The organism is Rhizomicrobium sp., from assembly GCF_056722145.1.
This window is the reverse complement of sequence record NZ_JBWZET010000089.1, coordinates 1-14,997: the sequence shown is the minus strand read 5'-3', so window position 1 is coordinate 14,997 and position 14,997 is coordinate 1. Positions and strand designations below refer to the sequence as shown.

Here is a 14,997-nt window from a genome sequence, read left to right as displayed (position 1 = left end):
TGTTCGCCCAATGTTCCCACATCCTGTGCGTGCAATTCTGGATGGAGCGAGAAGACACTGGAGCGGTGAAGAAAGGTCGCGCCTCTCACGACCCGCCGAGCAACGCGAGACATAACGGACCCAGGATACGCAGCTCGCGTGCGTATCATACAATCGAGACCGGCGAAGATGCGGCTGAATGCGGAAGTGTCTCGAGCGTGCGGGTTTCACCGGACGAACGGACTGTGCCTGTCAGCGGCCGAATGAACCCGGCCGCTCTGCTGGCGCCCCGTTCGCGGAGGGTACTCCCCGAACGAGCGGACTTGCGAAATCAGGCCCGCTCTCGGCATATTTAAAGGCCCTCACCGTCGCTAATTGAAAACGGCCTGATAGAGATAGCCGTCCTGCTCCTGGCCGATCGGCACCAGGAACACCGGCACCGTTCCCATCGTGTCGTTCATCAGGGCGTGAGTGTATTGCGGCAGATAGCCGGGGCCGGGGCCGCGGAATTTGAGTTCGAACGGATTGGCCCGTCCTCGGTGCGATCCCGAGAACGGCAGCGGGTTGGCGGCGATCAAGGTCAGCGGATAAAGCGAATGATCGGCCAGTTCGACGACGAAACGGTCGGCAAGCCGGGCCTGGAAATCCTCAAGCGTCGGGAGTTCGGTCATCGCGGTTTCCTTGCTTCGTGGCGCCAAAGTGGTCGGTGACGGCGCGGGTGAGAACACTGAACGGACGATAGGCGTAGTAGAGCCAGATCAGCGCATCGGGCAGGCGCAGCGCGTACCAGTCCTCGTCGCGATGGATCATGTGGCCGATTTCATGGGCGAGGTACGGCATGCTTTGCCGGAGCGACAGCCCATAAAGGACCTGCTGCAGAGGGTTGGCGAGCTTGGCCGCGGCGCGCTCCTGCACCGATTGGCGCAGGGCCCACGTCGCCAGCCGGCGCGCCGTGCGGTTCTGCGCCGCTTGCGCCAATACCGTTGGCGGCAGTGCCAGTCCGGTGACGGCATGGACGAAAAGCAGGCCGCTGTCGAACAGCTGGGCGATGCCGGCGGCGGCGGCATGGCGGCGCTGCCGTTCGAGATCGGCGGTGCTCGCGGCGCGATACACCGCGACCAGGTCGGCGATCCACTTCCAGCGGTCCCACTGATGGCGCGCCCCGTGGGTGCTGAGTTGGAGGGCGAGATCGTCCCGGCCAAGCACCGCCATGGTAGCGTCCGGCACGGCCAGCTCTTCCCGGTTTTGCCACAGCGTGTCGAAGTCGGGCGCGAAGAGATGCGGATTGCGATCCCACCGCCAGTGGCATTCGATCACCGTGCCGCTGCTGCAATGCACGAAACGACGGTCCTTGTGATAGCGCGCCAGGATCGCCGCTTGGCGCGGGCTCAACGGCGGGGGCGTTGTGCACGGAACGCACCCGGCGCCGAGAAGGAGGGCGTCCATCCGCGCCGCGTCGTCGGGGTGGACCATGAGGTCGAGATCGAACGCCTCGCGCAGGAAAGGGTCGCCGTAAAGCTGAAGCGACAGCGTCACGCCTTTGAGGACAAGGACGCGAATCCCCTCTCGCCGGGCGAGACCGCCCAGCCGACTCAATAACCGTAGCTGCGCGATGGCCTTCAGGCTGCAGTCGCGTTCGGCCGCTTCGATCGCTTCGCGGACGGCGGGCGGCACGCCCGGCCAGCCGGCTTGGCGCAACGCCGCCGCCATCATCGGGCGGATCTTGTGCTGCCAGGCGATAACGGGAATCTTTGACCATTCAATGTCTTGAAATGGAACTTCGGGCCAGTTCCGGACCGCGCGCGGCGACCAGTCGGCGGCCAGGATGGCTTTGACGAGGCGGTTCTCCGCCGTCCATTCGACCGCATCGGTTAGTAAGGCCGACATATCAAAATACCCGGCGGAGGAGTCCAAATTGGCGTGGTTTGGCACTATAGTCCAGGTTGTGTCGTAGGGGAACGCGCCGCACCATGGAGCTGACCGAACCAACCGGGCCGTCGGAGGTCGTGCGTCCTCCCTACTATTACCGCCTGTTCGGGATGCCGTTCGCAACGCCGGAGCCGGTTCCGGGCGTGGTCGAAACCGCTGCGGAAGCGGGGGCGGTGCGGGTCCGGTTCGGCGACGTGCCGGATGAAATTGATAATCCGGCCTATCGCGACGACGCGGTCCAGGCCTCGGCATCGGAGTACTTGTTCGCCAATCCCAGCGGCGTGCGGCTCTATATCCGCGGCGATCATGAAATCACCTTGGAGCCGGATCGTCAGGTCGAACGCGCGCTGCGTTGGATGTTGATTTTCGGCATCGGCGCGTCAGTCGCCGGATTGCGGCGCGGCTTCGTTCCGCTGCATGCCTCGGCCGTCGAGGCGTGCGGTGGTTGCGTGGCGCTGGCCGGCCAATCGGGGTTCGGCAAATCAACGCTCGCCGCGTCGCTTGTGAGCCTGGGGTATCCGCTCTTTGCCGACGACTTATGCCTCATCCAGCCCGGTGGTGCGCAGGGCCCGCTGGTCGGCGCCGGCTTGCGCGAGTCGCGGCTGTGCGACGATGCGGTTGATGCGCTTGATTGGGTGGATCACGCCCCGGTCGCATCGCACCGCGGCCCTGACAAGCACGTCTATCGTTTTACGCACGATACGCCGTCGCTGCTGCCGCTGAAACGCATCTATGTGCTGGACTATGCGCGCGAGGACTGGCCCGCCGGCATCCACCGCCTGCGCGGGATCGAGTCCCTGCAGGCCGTGATCGGGTGCCTGCGGATGCGCCTCGGAATGCTCAACGTCGGCGATCGCGAGCGGACATTTGCCGCCCTGGCGGCGGTCTGTGGGGCGGCGGAGGTCTATCGGTTCGTACGTCCTTGCGAGCTTGCCGCGCTGCGGGATTGGACGCGCCATCTCGCCAACCATTTTTCGGCCTAGGAGAACCCATGTCCTCGCAACAGATCTATGCCCGGCAACCTGGCTTCGTGGCCGCCAATCTCGGCGAGGAGTTGGCCATGCTCGATATGGCCCATGGTGCCTATCTCGGCTTCAATGCGACCGCAGCGCATCTGTGGCGCCTGCTCGACCAGCCGTGCACGCTCGGCGCCTTATGCGATGCCATGATGGCCGAATTCGACGTTGATCCCGAACGCTGCCGCAGCGAGGTCGCTGAATTGCTCGATCAACTGGTCGCGCAGGGGATGCTGAGGGTCGACGATGCCGAAGTGGCGTAGCGCCCTGTCGCTATCACGCGCCGACGCACGACTGCTGATCGAAGCTGCCGGACAATTGCTGAGGGCGTGGGCGCTGTTGCGTCTGATATCGTTCGAGCGCCTCGCAGGAGGTCTCGCCCGCACCGTCCTTACGAGGGCCGCGGTTCCGGCCGATTGCCGCAAGGTTCGCTGGGCGGTCGAAACCGCGGCCCGCAATCTGCCGCTGCCGCTGAGCTGCCTGCCGCAGGCGTTCGCCGCCTGCTGGATGTTGCAGCGGCGAGGGGGGCGACCGCAGCTGCGTTATGGGGTTGCCAAAGCCGCAGACGGATTCGAATCGCATGCCTGGGTCGAACTGGACGGCGTGCCGGTCGTCGGCCATCGGGTTGCCGCCCGGTTCACACTGCTGGCGAGCTTTCCCGGCGCGGAGGGTGGTTGCTGATGGGCGGTGCTCCGGCAGATGATCGCGCCGATCAGCGCTTCGTCGTGCCGTGTGAGATCATTTGGTACAAGGAGCGGCCGCTGGTCGGGCTGGCCGAAGTATCATTGGCGGAGCTGGATCAGCCCTACTGGCTGCGCACGATTAAACAGCGGCAGTTGGTGGCGTTGCGCTCGCTCGATGACCCCGCGCCGGATGGCGCCGATTTTTCGCCTCGCGGTATGATCTATTCTCTTGGGCGATGCGGCACGACATTGGTCGCGGCGCTTCTATCGCTGTTGCCGGACGTCTATGTCCTGCGTGAGCCGCATTTGTACAGTACCCTGTTCGCGCCCGCTGACGTCACCGCAGCGGACCGGATCCGGTGGCTTCGCAATCTCGGCGCGGCTTATGCCACGGGCCTTGGTGCGCGCGCGCAGCATTTGGTTATGAAGTGGGAGTCGCCCGCGATTTTTCGGCGCGGATTGGTGTCAGCTGCGTTTCCGGGCGTCCCCGCGCTGTTCCTTTGGCGCGATCCCGTCGAAGTTCTGGTGTCGATGTGCGCCAGCCGGCCATCGATGAATCAGCGTTTTCGGATGGAGTGGTTTTCCGCCGACCTCAAGCCTGATTATGAACTGTCGCCGTCGGCGCGCGAGAGCGTGGATTTCATGGCGCGCATGCTTGCCAGCTTTTGTGACGGCATGGCAGGTATGACAGACGTCCGCATGCTCGACTACCGTTCCTTGCCGGGGGCGGCTTGGAGCAAAATCTGTCCGTTCTTTGGATTCAGTGTTGGTGAAGACGACCGCCTGCGGATGATCGATTTGGCGCGGTTCGATGCGAAGAGCCCTCAACTTCGCGCCTTCCACGACGATTCACCGCTCAAGCAACAGCGTGCCGATGCCACGGTACGCGCTCTGGCGGACCGGTTCATCGTGCCACGGCTCAAACGGCTCGAGGCCGTGCTGCGGCCGTTATAGGGAACGTTCGCGTCGGCGACCAACCCGCTCCCTGCTGCGAAAAATTCCCGTCAGGCACCGCTCCAAGTGGAGGAATCCGACACAACCTGTATTTGCCCCGTGTTTTCCGCGCGTTCGAGCTCGATGGTATCGATTTTCGGGGTAACCCATGTGCGTTTCGGGCTGGGGGTTTCCGGTAAGAGCTGTACCGGCTCGAATTCTTGCGTTGGCATGATCAGCTTTGCCCCCTTCGCTTGTGCACTGAAAGCCAATTTGCGTCTTAATTGCACAATCAGTGGTGGCTACCAATATACTTTGTAATATCAACGTTTACAATGTTGCCCGAGGGGGTGCGGGCATTACGCCCCCGGTGCCGCGTTACGCGCGTCGTCGCGCTACGGCTCGATATCCGCACTGCGGGAAACGGACGGTTCGGAGGATACATGAGCGCCATTGCGGGACTGATTGATTGGCGCGGCGGGCCTGCGGCGGGGTGTGTTCGTCTGGCGCTCGCCGCCTTGGATCGGCACGGCCGTGATGGTCAAGGCTTGTGGGACGGCGGCGATATTGTCATGGGCTGGCGCCAAACCATTTTGGCTCAGGAGGACTTTGCCGATCAGCAGCCGCGAACTGGAGGCGCGGGGCGGTTTCGGCTGGTGTTCGATGGCCGTCTCGATAATCGCGAGGACTTGGCACCGGTGCTGGCGTTGCACCCGGAGCAAGCCCGCGAGTGGCCCGACAGCGCCTACGTGATGGCCGCGTTCGAGAAATGGGGGGAGGACAGCCCCAAACATCTGCTTGGAAGCTTCGCGTTCGCGGTCTGGGACTGCGAGACGCGCTCCTTGTTCCTGGCACGCGATCCGTTTGGCGAACGGCCGCTGGTCTACCATCAGGGGAGCGGTTTCTTCATTTTTGCCACCCATCCAGCGGCGTTGTTCACCCATCCGCAAGTTCCGGACGATGTCAGCGATGAAGCCGTGATCGGCCAGTTGATCCTTCGCCGCGCAGCGCCCGATGCCACGTTCTTTTCCGCGCTGTATCGCATTCCCTGCGGCCACCGGATGACGGTTACGGCATCGCATTCGCGCATCGAGCGATACTGGCATCTTGAGGACACGCCGGATCTGCACCTGCCCAACGATGACGACTATGTCGATGCCTTCCGGGAAATCTTCACGCAGGCGGTGCGGTGCCGACTGCGAACGATTCATCCCGTAGGCGGCCATCTGTCGAGCGGCTGGGACAGCTCGAGCGTCGTTGCGACTGCAGCGCCGCTTCTGGCCGCTCGGGGCGAGCGGTTGTGCGCATTCACGTCGGTGCCGCAGCGCGATTGGCAGCCGATTCAGCAACCGTCCTGGCAGATCGCCGATGAGGGGCCGCTTGCGGCATTGACCGCAGCAAGGTTTCCCAATGTCGATCATCATTTGGTGGAAGGGCCCGGGATCTGGGACTTTGCAGCCCAGGATCACATGGCCGACAGCTTTGCGCGTCCGATTGGCGTGCCCAACAATGCCGGTTGGTATCATCTGCTTCATACGCGGGCACGCCAGGCGGGCATCCGCGTCATGCTGGCGGCCGATATCGGTAACCTCACCATCAGTTATGACGGCACCGAGCGCTTTGCGGCGCTGTTTCGGCAGGCCCATTTTGCGGAGCTGATCCGCGAGTGGCTGGCGGCCCGCAAAGATGGTCGCTCGGCGCGGAACTTGCTGCGGCTGACGCTGATGCCGCTGCTGCGAGTGCCGTTGGCAGACCGCGTGATGGCGTTGGCCGGTCGCCCGGCGTTTGCCACTCTGCCCGCGAGCTTTATCAGCACCGCGATGCTGGCCGGTGTCCGCACTGACGAGCAGAACGCGCGCACCCCAAACCGGCGCTCGGTCCTTGAGCGGATGAGCCGGGGAGGCGTCGAAGCGCGTTTTGGCTACACCCTGGCGGCGTGGGATATCGATCTGCGCGATCCCACCATCGACCGGCGTGTGGCGACGTTCTGCTACAGCATTCCCAGTGATCAGTTCTTTCGCAACGGTGTGTCGCGCCGGCTGTTGCGCCGGGCGATGACCGGTGTCTTGCCCGCCGAGATCCTCAACGAGAAAGGTCGCGGCCGTCAGGCGGCAAACTGGTGTGATGCAGCGCTGAAAGCGCGCACGGCTCTGCTCCAGGAATGCGACGACCTGCAGGCATGCCCGCGGACCAAAAATTTACTCGACACAACGCGGATAAGCGCTGTTTTGCGAGATGCCGAGGCCTCCGCGATCGCAAAAGACCAACAGCTGGCGAACAGATTCCACCACGCCCTGCTTGCGATCAACACCGGACGCTTTGTCCGGCGCGCGCTGCAAAAAGCTGGTGCGCGCGCCGTTTCCACGTGACCGCCGTCGTTACTGGCCGCTGGCGATGAAGCCGTCGTTAGCCAGGGTCTGGAGGTTATTTCTCGCGGTCTCGAGCTTGATGTCGTTGACCCGCGGCGAAATCCATTCGCGTTTTCTGCTCGTCGTCGGAGAGGAATTGATTTCCGATTTTTGTTCGTTCGTTTGCATGGCTCGGCTCGCCCCTCGCGTTTGGTCAATCCAAGACGACTACTTGCGTTCAAATCGCACAATCAGTAGTCACAATTATTTTAGAACGCAACATCTACGATTGCAATCCTTCCTCGGCGGATGCAACTATTATTAAATGTAAGTGAGTCTGTGCAACCCACTTTTCAGCGGGAGGAGCGCGTGGGCGACAACTTCATCGGTGAAATCCGCATGTTCTCGTTCGGCTGGCCACCCAACGGCTGGGCCTTGTGCAATGGCGCCACGCTGCAGATCCAGCAAAATCAGGCTCTCTACGCGCTCTTGGGCGTACAGTTCGGCGGCGATGCGAAAACCAATTTCGGCCTGCCGGATCTGAGGGGACGCACACCGGTTTATGGGGTCGGCTTTCAAAACGTCAGTAACGCCGGCGGCCAGGAACAAGTCACGTTGACGACGGATACCATTCCCACGCACGTCCATGCTTTCTACGCGACGACGAACACGGCAACGGCCGGCAGCGCCCAAGGCAATGTGTTGGCGGCGGTAAAGCCGGACGCATCGGGTAAGACCTGGCCTATTTATAGCGGCGCACCAACCACCGGCAGCTTGGCCGGCGGCACGATATCGGCCGAAGGCGGGAGCCAGCCTCACGACAACATGCAGCCCTTCACGGTGATGAATTACTGCATCGCACTGATGGGCCTGTTCCCATCGCGTTCGTGACGGCAACCGGAACGAGGAAGACACGACCATGTCTGACTATTATCTTGGTGAAGTCAGGATGTTTGCCGGCGCCTTTGCACCGATAGACTGGCACTTGTGCGACGGCACACTCCTGAATATCTCGCAATACCAGGCCCTCTATACGTTGCTTGGAATCACCTGGGGCGGCAATGGAACCACCACATTCGGTCTGCCGGATTTGCGCGGGCGCGTGCCGCTTGGGCAAGGCGCCGGGCTTCACCTCACGTCTCGCACGATCGGCCAGATGGGCGGAACCGAAACCGTGGCCCTGAGCGACGCCAAATATTTGCCGAACCACAATCATGGTGTCTCCATCACCAACACTGTTGCGGATGTTGCCATCCCTTCGGTCGCGGTGAATCTGGCGCAGCCGCCCAGTGGCGCAGCAAATTTCCTGCCACAGGCAAAAGTGCCGACGCCCCCCGTCACGCGCGTGATGAACACCAGTGCGGTGGAAACGGTTGGTACCGGCCAACTGCACGCCAACATGATGCAGAGCTTTGCAGTGAACTACATCATATGCACTAACGGCCTTTTCCCGCAGCGGCAATGAGGGAGCGCACAAGATGGATGCCTATACCGGCGAAATCAGGATTCTGCCGTATATTTTCGCCCCGATGGATTGGGCCTACTGCAACGGCATGCAAATTCAGGTGATGCAGAACCAGGCGCTCTATTCCATCCTTGGGAATATCTATGGCGGGACGGCGAACCAAACCTTCAACCTTCCCAACATGGCGGCACCGACCGGTATGCCCGGCGCGGCGCCGATGGGGATGGGGAGCGGCCCCGGGCTGACCCCACGCAATCTCGCGGCGGCGAGCGTGGGCACCTCCGGAGTGGTTCTGACCATTTCCCAGGTTCCGTCGCACAATCACACGGTCACGGCGCAAGCTGGAACCAACACCGACATTGTCGCCGATCCGACCAACAATTGGTTGTCGCACGGCGAAGCCGTGAACCCATTGGCGCCGATTTCGACCTATGCGGCGATCGACGCAAGCCATATGACGGTCTTCAAGAATCCGCTCGGAATGGTCGGGCACGGATTGGCCCATGAAAATCGTCATCCTTATCTGCCGATGAACTTCTGTATCTGCATGTACGGGATTTATCCGACAAGGCCGTGATGGATGCCGGATTGTGTTGTCGCGTTTGCGATACCGTCCGCGTTGCGGGCTGCAGGCTTCGCCCTGCGGCCGCAGCGCGAGGACGATTATGCCTTCCTCGAGCGCCTCTATCTCAGCGTTCGCGATGAGGAGGTGACGGTCGCTGGTTGGCCGGAGGAAACCAAGCAGGCCTTCCTCGCCGATCAGTTTCGGCTGCAGCACACCCACTATCAGTCGCACTATTACGATGCCGAGTTCTTGATCCTCGAGCGCGGCGGCGCGCCGGTCGGCCGGCTCTACATCTTCCGTGGACCGCACGATCATCGCATCGTCGACATCTCGCTGGTGCCCGAGGTGCGCGGCGCCGGTGTCGGTGGCGCCTTGCTCCAGGCGGTGCAAGCTGAAGCCGCTGTCGTCGGCAAAACCGTCTCGATCCATGTCGAGATGTTCAATCCGGCGCAAAATCTCTATCGCCGCCTCGGCTTCAAAGAGGTTGGAGAGCGCGGGCCCTACTGGCTGATGGAATGGCAGCCGGCTTAGCGCGGCGGACTTTGACGTGAGATCGCCACCCCAACATTGTCATCGCCCGCAAATACGGGCGATCCAGGTCAAATCCGTCGCGATCTTCGGGGTTGTGCCAGATGGCACCTGGATGGCCCGCAGTGGCGGGCCCTGACACCGAGGGGCGATCAAGGGATAATGGCCGAACGTCCGATGCTCTGGCGCTTCGAATTTCATCGTTTCGCTTTAGACTGGCGGCCATGAGCGCCGATTCCCAGCCTGAGGTGCCGCTTGCGCTGTCAACGGCGGCGCGCCGATTTGCGGTCGATCTGGTGCGCTGTTCGGGGCGCAAAGGCGTGCTGGCGTTGCTGTTCGCTGGGCTCGGCGCGCTGGTCGAAGGTCTCAGCCTTGCCATGGTCGTGCCGCTGATCGGCTTGGTGACGGCGGCACAGTCCGCAGCGGGGCCACTGCAATCCATGGTCAAGGCGGCGTTCGCGGTTGTTGGCGTGACGGCACCGGGCGGACGGTTGGCGCTGCTGACGGTGTTGTTCGGGCTCTTGATGTTGGTGCGCGGCATTGTCCTGGCGGTCCGCGGCGTCTTACTGGCGGAATTGCAGATCGGATTTGTCGCCGCCCAGCGCCTCCGGCTGACGCGGAATCTGGTGGCGGCCCGCTGGGATCATGTCGTGCGTCTCAGGCACGCCCGCATCACCCATGTCATGAGCGGCGACATCCAGCGCATCGCCAGCGGCGCCAGCGCCCTGCTGCAGGGTGGGGCTGCTGCGGCCATGCTGGTGGTGCAGTGTGTCCTGGCCTTTCTGCTGAATGCGCCGTTCGCGCTGGTGGCGTTCGCGCTGCTGCTTGTCGGCATGATGGGGCTCGTACCCATGGCACGGCGGGCCCATCACCTCGGCGGGCATGTGACCGGCATGGGCCTCAAGCTGCTCGACGATACCAGTCAGTTCCTCGGGGGCCTCAAAATAGCGGTCAGCCAGAACCAGCAGGCGGGTTATGTCGAGCAATTCCGTGCGGTTGTTTGCGATCTCGCCGGGCGCTTTGTGGCGGTGTCGCGCCAGCAGGTGATCAGCCAGCTCGCCATGGCCACGATCTCATCCGTGATCGGGACGGCGTTGGTGCTGGTCGGCTTTGCCGTATTTCAGATCCCCGCGCCGGTGTTGATTACGCTCCTGCTCGTCATCGTGCGGATGAGCGCGCCGGCGGCGCAAGTCCAGCAGAGTTCCCAACTTTTGGCCCAGTCGCTGCCGGCTTACGAAAAAGTTTGCGAACTCAATGACGAGCTCGCGAACGCCCGCAGTGCCGATGTCAAGGCGCCACGTCCTGTGCCGGAGGGTGCCATCCGGTTCGAGCACGTTTCGTTCACATACGATGGTGAAGAGGCCCGCGGCGTCGAGGATATCAGCCTCACCATCGCGGTGGGCGAATTCCTCGGCCTCGGAGGACCGTCTGGGGCCGGCAAGACGACTTTTGCCGATCTTCTGGTCGGTCTTTACCCGCCGCAAGCCGGAAGCATTACCATTGGCGATGTGGTGCTCGGCGAGACGACGCTGGCCGCTTGGCGCGATGCGATCAGCTATGTTTCGCAGGATGCCTTTCTCTTCCACGACACCGTGCGGGCCAATCTTGGTTGGGCCAATCAGGCCGGTGAAGACGAGATGTGGCAAGCCCTGGCGATCGCCGGTGCCGACGATTTCGTGCGCCGGATCGGTCTCGACAGCATGGTCGGCGAACGTGGCACGCTGGTATCGGGGGGCGAGCGCCAGCGTATCGCTTTGGCCCGGGCAATTCTGCGGCGGCCGCGTCTGCTGGTGCTCGACGAGGCGACCAACGCCATCGACATCGCCGGCGAGCGGGCGATTCTCGACCGGCTGGCCGCGCTCGAACCGCGCCCGACCATCGTGATGATCGCCCATCGCCGCGAAAGCCACGCCGGTTGCGAGCGCGTGGTGTGGCTCGAAGGCGGCCGGCTCACCGATACGGAGCCCTCATGACCGATGATCCGCACGCGCTGCTGGGCGACTTTCATACCGATCTGTGGCTGCCGATCTATGCACCGGTTGTCCGCGGAGAGTGGTCGATCCGCACCATCGTGATGGCCGCGAGCCGGGGCTATTGGGGCGAGGTGTACCGGCTCAACGGCACGACGATCCTCAGCGGACCGGGGGGCGCCGGCCGGGCGTCCTGGATGTCGATCACCCCGTCCGAAATCGAAAGTCAGGAAATCGGCCTGCAAGCGGCGCGCGGCCACACGGTGGTGCTCGGCCTCGGCATGGGCTGGCTGGCCGCCAACGCGGCCCTTCGCCCGCAGGTGGAACATGTCACCGTGGTCGAGCGGGACCCCGATGTCCGGGCGCTGGTGGAGGATGCGGGGGTCTTCGCCCAGTTGCCCGAGCCGGCCCGCGCCAAACTCGAGATTGTTGCCGCCGATGCCTTGGAGTGGCGTCCCGCCGCCCCGGTCGACACCCTTCAGGCCGACATCTGGGAGCGCTTTGTCGAGCCCGGCAAACTCGCCAGCGTGCGGCGTATGCAGGACAACATCGGCGCCGCCGAGGTTTATTTCTGGGGCCAGGAAATGGAAATCTGGCGCTGTGCCTGCGCCCGCGCCGGGTCGGCCACGCCCCAACTGGATTGGCCGCAGATCCGCGCCATCGCGGCCGAGGACATCGGACTGCCGCTGATCCTGCCCGACTGGCCGGACTTGCCGGGCAGGATTGCGGCGGCGGCGGCGTGGTGGGCGCCGTCCGAGCCAGGCTGGTGGCTTGCGGCGTAACCGCCGTGATGCAGTTTCTTCTTGTCCAACATCCCCGAGGGCATGTAGAACCCCGCGCTCAAACTGGCACTTCCGGGTTCTGGTTTGTTCTTGCTGCGTTCCACCTGGCATTGGGATGGATCGCAGGCCGCGGACAGGTGGCAGAGTGGTCGAATGCACCGCACTCGAAATGCGGCGTACGGGAAACCGTACCGGGGGTTCGAATCCCTCCCTGTCCGCCAGCCTTCTCGCCTAGGGACGGCTGCCGCACCCGGGCATCTTTGATCTGATGGAGAGTGTCATGGCCGACCTACAGGCCCTTCACCAGGCGATCCTGACCGGGGATGCCGTCGCCGCCAAAACCATCACCGAATCCGCGCTCAAGGAAGGCGCGGTGCCGCTGGCGCTGGTGCAGGACGTGATGATGCCGGCGATGGACGAGGTCGGCAAGAAATTCGAAGCCAACGAATATTTTGTGCCCGAGCTTCTGTTGGCGGCGCGGGCGATGAAATCGAGCCTCGAGCTGATCCGTCCGCTGCTGGCGGCGGGGGGCATCGAACCGGCGGGCAAGATCGTCATCGGCACGGTCAAAGGCGACTTGCACGACATCGGCAAGAACCTCGTCGCGGCGATGCTCGAAGGCGGCGGCTTCGAGGTGATCGATCTCGGCGTCAACGTTGACCCGGCCAAGTTCGTGCGCGCAGTGAAGGAAAAGGGCGCCCAGATCGTGGCGCTGTCGGCGCTGCTCACCACCACCATGCCGGCGATGAAGACGACCATCGACGCGATCAAGACCGCCGGCCTTCGCGACGCCGTCAAGATCATGGTCGGGGGTGCGCCGGTGACCGAGAATTACGCCAAGGAGATCGGCGCCGACGGCTACAGCCAGAACGCCGCCGGAGCCGTGCCGCTGGCGCGCTCTCTGCATTAAAACGCCATTTCGTCCGCGAACGTTTCGTGGAAGTGCGGCTCTTCGTTGAGCGGTACGAAAGCGATCGTCTGTGCCAATCGCGCGAGATCGGCCGGTTCGGCGAACAGCGCCTGCTTGGCCCCTTTGAGCGCCGTATTGCCTGACGGAACGATGCGCTCCACCGGCGTTTTCAGCAGCCCAAGCCGCACCGCGCTGGTTCGACTGATGGCATTACCGAAAGCGCCGGCGAGATAAAGCGTGTCGAGATCGGCCGGTGTGGCACCGAATTTGACGGTGAGAAGGCTCAGCCCCGCCGCGATCGCGCCCTTGGCAAGCTGCAGTTCGCGCACATCTCGCGGCGTCAGTGCCACGCCATCGGCGAGCACCCAATCGCGTTCCAGCCATCCGCTCGCTGTAATCCGCCCGAGATCGAGCCCCGCCGCCACCGCATCGACCAGTCCCGAGCCGCACAACCCGCGCGCCATCCCGCCGCCGATCACGCGGCACGAAATCGCGCCGTCGCGCAATTCGACTGCATCGATGGCGCCGGTTGCCGCGCGCATGCCGGCGGCGATGCGGGCGCCTTCGAACGCCGGTCCGGCGGCGGTGGAGGTGCACACCATGTGTCCGTCTTTGGCGACGACGATTTCGCCATTGGTGCCGAGATCGACCAGAGCGACCAGTCCGCGCTGGTGAACCAGCCCCGACGCAAATACGCCGGCCAGAACGTCGCCACCGACCAGTCCGCCGATGCACGGCAGCACATCCACACACGCATCCGTCGCCCATCCGAGTTCGGTGCCGGTGTACTGCAGCGCTTCGGGATGTGTGGGCAGGAAGGGATGCGTCGCCAGCGGTGCGATGGCGAGGCCGCCGAACAGGTGATGCATGGCGCTGTTGCCCGCCACCACGATCCGCGACAGCGCCTTGCCCGATGCCAGCGTCTCCACCATCTCGCCGATTTGGGTGCGGATCACGGCGGTAAGGTTGTCGCCTCCGCCCGCCAGTGCATAGGCCGCCCGCGACAGCACGTCGGCGCCATGCCGGGCCTGGGCATTGAGCGCGGTCGTCGTCGCCAGCACGCGGCCGGTGGCGCGATCGACGAGTTGCGCCGCAATGGTGGTGGTGCCGAGATCGACGGCAATAGCGAGCCCGTCGCGCGGCGTGAAGGCAAAGTCCTCGGCATCGCCGAGAATGCGCATGTCCCACTGCGCGAGGTCCAGTGTCACGTCTGCTTCGGCCGTGTGCCGGCAGGCGAGGCGCCAGCCGTCGTGCAATTCGCGCGCGGAGAAGGCGGCGCGATCGTCGGTGCTGGGCTCCATCGCACCTTGCGTGACCCGCACGCGGCAGCCTTTGCAGTGCCCATGGCCGCCGCAGGGAAACTCGACGCCTTTGCCGAACAGCAGGTCGCGCAGCGCCGTTCCCGGCGCGACTTCGAGCCGGTGTGCTGAAGCTTGCAGCGTGATCGTCGTCATACCGCCTCGATCAAACCGTCTCGGCCGGTAAAGGCGATGCGTTGCCCCGGCCGGACGATCAGGAATTCGTCTTCGGACCAGACCCCGCCGACGAGCCGTCCGAGCCAGCCGGTGTCGGCTTCGATGCGATGGTACGCCAGGCCGCGCTGGTTCGCGATATCGCGGGCCTCGGCTTCGAAAGTGGGCGTTTCCGCCACCGGCGACGCGATATAGGCGAGGCGCTTGTAATGCTGGGTGAAGCCGTCGAGTTGCTCCATCAGATAGCGCGCCGCCTCCTCGCCGTAACGGGCCGCCAGCCGCTCGAAACTGGCGTTTGAGTTCGGTCCGATAGTGAGTTAGCCGCCGGGATCGCGCGCCGCCAGCCAGCCGGCGCTCTGGAAATAGGTGCCGGGCTCGGCATCGAGTTCGGCCAAGTGGCGTGCGGTCGATCCGATC

Annotated in this window: 17 protein-coding genes and 1 tRNA gene; 13 read left to right on the top strand and 5 right to left on the bottom strand. The window is 63.8% G+C overall.

All coding sequences use genetic code 11. The annotated features are described in order from the left end of the window. Positions 1–350: 350 nt before the first annotated feature. Both AC1P6P_RS05185 and AC1P6P_RS05180 read right to left on the bottom strand, forming a co-directional pair. On the bottom strand, positions 351–650 hold the full coding sequence (locus AC1P6P_RS05185) for a DUF6916 family protein (RefSeq protein ID WP_481401370.1): 300 nt from the start codon (positions 648–650) through the stop codon (positions 351–353). Next, a complete protein-coding gene (locus AC1P6P_RS05180) occupies positions 628–1,893 on the bottom strand; it encodes a nucleotidyltransferase domain-containing protein (RefSeq protein ID WP_481401369.1) in 1,266 nt (421 codons plus the stop codon). Before AC1P6P_RS05180 ends, AC1P6P_RS05185 begins: the two co-directional genes overlap by 23 nt. Before the next feature lie 56 nt (positions 1,894–1,949). Here AC1P6P_RS05180 and AC1P6P_RS05175 point away from each other — a divergent pair, with 56 nt between their 5' ends. The 5 genes from AC1P6P_RS05175 (at position 1,950) to AC1P6P_RS05155 (ending at position 6,909) form a co-directional block, all read left to right on the top strand. Further along, positions 1,950–2,891, top strand: a complete 942-nt coding sequence (locus AC1P6P_RS05175) for a hypothetical protein (RefSeq protein ID WP_481401368.1) — start codon at positions 1,950–1,952, stop codon at positions 2,889–2,891. A gap of 8 nt (positions 2,892–2,899) precedes the next feature. Then, positions 2,900–3,187 carry a PqqD family protein gene (locus AC1P6P_RS05170; RefSeq protein ID WP_481401367.1) on the top strand — a complete coding sequence of 96 codons (288 nt, stop codon included), beginning with the start codon at positions 2,900–2,902 and terminating at the stop codon, positions 3,185–3,187. Then, entirely contained in the window at positions 3,171–3,605 is a 435-nt protein-coding gene (locus AC1P6P_RS05165; protein WP_481401366.1) for a lasso peptide biosynthesis B2 protein, read from the top strand. Before AC1P6P_RS05170 ends, AC1P6P_RS05165 begins: the two co-directional genes overlap by 17 nt. After that, on the top strand, positions 3,599–4,561 hold the full coding sequence (locus AC1P6P_RS05160) for a hypothetical protein (RefSeq protein WP_481401365.1): 963 nt from the start codon (positions 3,599–3,601) through the stop codon (positions 4,559–4,561). The genes AC1P6P_RS05165 and AC1P6P_RS05160 overlap by 7 nt, the downstream gene beginning before the upstream one ends. 422 nt (positions 4,562–4,983) lie before the next feature. Further along, positions 4,984–6,909, top strand: a complete 1,926-nt coding sequence (locus tag AC1P6P_RS05155) for an asparagine synthase-related protein (protein ID WP_481401364.1) — start codon at positions 4,984–4,986, stop codon at positions 6,907–6,909. 9 nt (positions 6,910–6,918) lie between these two features. On the opposite strand, the gene AC1P6P_RS05150 is transcribed toward AC1P6P_RS05155, so the two are convergent. After that, positions 6,919–7,077 (bottom strand): hypothetical protein, encoded by a 159-nt coding sequence (locus tag AC1P6P_RS05150; RefSeq protein WP_481401363.1) that lies wholly within the window; start codon positions 7,075–7,077, stop codon positions 6,919–6,921. 180 nt (positions 7,078–7,257) lie between these two features. On the opposite strand from AC1P6P_RS05150, the gene AC1P6P_RS05145 reads away from it, so the two are divergent. From AC1P6P_RS05145 to AC1P6P_RS05110, 8 genes are all read left to right on the top strand, one after another. Next, positions 7,258–7,779, top strand: coding sequence for a phage tail protein (locus tag AC1P6P_RS05145; protein WP_481401362.1), 522 nt, complete (start codon positions 7,258–7,260; stop codon positions 7,777–7,779). A gap of 28 nt (positions 7,780–7,807) precedes the next feature. Further along, positions 7,808–8,353, top strand: coding sequence for a phage tail protein (locus AC1P6P_RS05140; RefSeq protein WP_481401361.1), 546 nt, complete (start codon positions 7,808–7,810; stop codon positions 8,351–8,353). A gap of 13 nt (positions 8,354–8,366) precedes the next feature. Then, on the top strand, positions 8,367–8,930 hold the full coding sequence (locus tag AC1P6P_RS05135; RefSeq protein ID WP_481401360.1) for a phage tail protein: 564 nt from the start codon (positions 8,367–8,369) through the stop codon (positions 8,928–8,930). A 3-nt stretch (positions 8,931–8,933) separates the two neighbouring features. Continuing rightward, positions 8,934–9,449: a GNAT family N-acetyltransferase gene (locus tag AC1P6P_RS05130; protein ID WP_481401359.1), complete on the top strand. Its 516-nt coding sequence runs from the start codon at positions 8,934–8,936 to the stop codon at positions 9,447–9,449. 221 nt (positions 9,450–9,670) lie between these two features. After that, a complete protein-coding gene (locus AC1P6P_RS05125) occupies positions 9,671–11,419 on the top strand; it encodes an ABC transporter ATP-binding protein (RefSeq protein ID WP_481401358.1) in 1,749 nt (582 codons plus the stop codon). Next, the gene (locus AC1P6P_RS05120) at positions 11,416–12,198 is read left to right on the top strand and encodes a hypothetical protein (RefSeq protein ID WP_481401357.1); all 783 of its coding nucleotides are present in this window, start codon (positions 11,416–11,418) and stop codon (positions 12,196–12,198) included. The genes AC1P6P_RS05125 and AC1P6P_RS05120 overlap by 4 nt, the downstream gene beginning before the upstream one ends. Before the next feature lie 131 nt (positions 12,199–12,329). Then, positions 12,330–12,419: transfer RNA gene (locus AC1P6P_RS05115), tRNA-Ser, on the top strand. A gap of 59 nt (positions 12,420–12,478) precedes the next feature. Beyond that, positions 12,479–13,108 (top strand): corrinoid protein, encoded by a 630-nt coding sequence (locus AC1P6P_RS05110; RefSeq protein WP_481401356.1) that lies wholly within the window; start codon positions 12,479–12,481, stop codon positions 13,106–13,108. On the opposite strand, the gene AC1P6P_RS05105 is transcribed toward AC1P6P_RS05110, so the two are convergent. After that, positions 13,105–14,562 (bottom strand): ASKHA domain-containing protein, encoded by a 1,458-nt coding sequence (locus AC1P6P_RS05105; protein ID WP_481401355.1) that lies wholly within the window; start codon positions 14,560–14,562, stop codon positions 13,105–13,107. The two genes, AC1P6P_RS05110 and AC1P6P_RS05105, sit on opposite strands and share 4 nt — an antisense overlap. Then, a complete protein-coding gene (locus AC1P6P_RS05100) occupies positions 14,559–14,858 on the bottom strand; it encodes a DUF1638 domain-containing protein (RefSeq protein ID WP_481401371.1) in 300 nt (99 codons plus the stop codon). Before AC1P6P_RS05100 ends, AC1P6P_RS05105 begins: the two co-directional genes overlap by 4 nt. Positions 14,859–14,997: the final 139 nt, after the last annotated feature.

Excerpts from the sequence above, each read along its gene's own strand:
- AC1P6P_RS05125 (WP_481401358.1), top strand. The coding sequence starts at position 9,671 with ATGAGCGCCGATTCCCAGCCTGAGGTGCCGCTTGCGCTGTCAACGGCG.
- AC1P6P_RS05175 (WP_481401368.1), top strand. The coding sequence starts at position 1,950 with ATGGAGCTGACCGAACCAACCGGGCCGTCGGAGGTCGTGCGTCCTCCC.
- AC1P6P_RS05185 (WP_481401370.1), bottom strand. The coding sequence starts at position 650 with ATGACCGAACTCCCGACGCTTGAGGATTTCCAGGCCCGGCTTGCCGAC.
- AC1P6P_RS05105 (WP_481401355.1), bottom strand. The coding sequence starts at position 14,562 with ATGACGACGATCACGCTGCAAGCTTCAGCACACCGGCTCGAAGTCGCG.
- AC1P6P_RS05155 (WP_481401364.1), top strand. The coding sequence starts at position 4,984 with ATGAGCGCCATTGCGGGACTGATTGATTGGCGCGGCGGGCCTGCGGCG.
- AC1P6P_RS05130 (WP_481401359.1), top strand. The coding sequence starts at position 8,934 with ATGCCGGATTGTGTTGTCGCGTTTGCGATACCGTCCGCGTTGCGGGCT.
- AC1P6P_RS05170 (WP_481401367.1), top strand. The coding sequence starts at position 2,900 with ATGTCCTCGCAACAGATCTATGCCCGGCAACCTGGCTTCGTGGCCGCC.
- AC1P6P_RS05120 (WP_481401357.1), top strand. The coding sequence starts at position 11,416 with ATGACCGATGATCCGCACGCGCTGCTGGGCGACTTTCATACCGATCTG.
- AC1P6P_RS05150 (WP_481401363.1), bottom strand. The coding sequence starts at position 7,077 with ATGCAAACGAACGAACAAAAATCGGAAATCAATTCCTCTCCGACGACG.
- AC1P6P_RS05165 (WP_481401366.1), top strand. The coding sequence starts at position 3,171 with ATGCCGAAGTGGCGTAGCGCCCTGTCGCTATCACGCGCCGACGCACGA.
- AC1P6P_RS05140 (WP_481401361.1), top strand. The coding sequence starts at position 7,808 with ATGTCTGACTATTATCTTGGTGAAGTCAGGATGTTTGCCGGCGCCTTT.
- AC1P6P_RS05110 (WP_481401356.1), top strand. The coding sequence starts at position 12,479 with ATGGCCGACCTACAGGCCCTTCACCAGGCGATCCTGACCGGGGATGCC.
- AC1P6P_RS05135 (WP_481401360.1), top strand. The coding sequence starts at position 8,367 with ATGGATGCCTATACCGGCGAAATCAGGATTCTGCCGTATATTTTCGCC.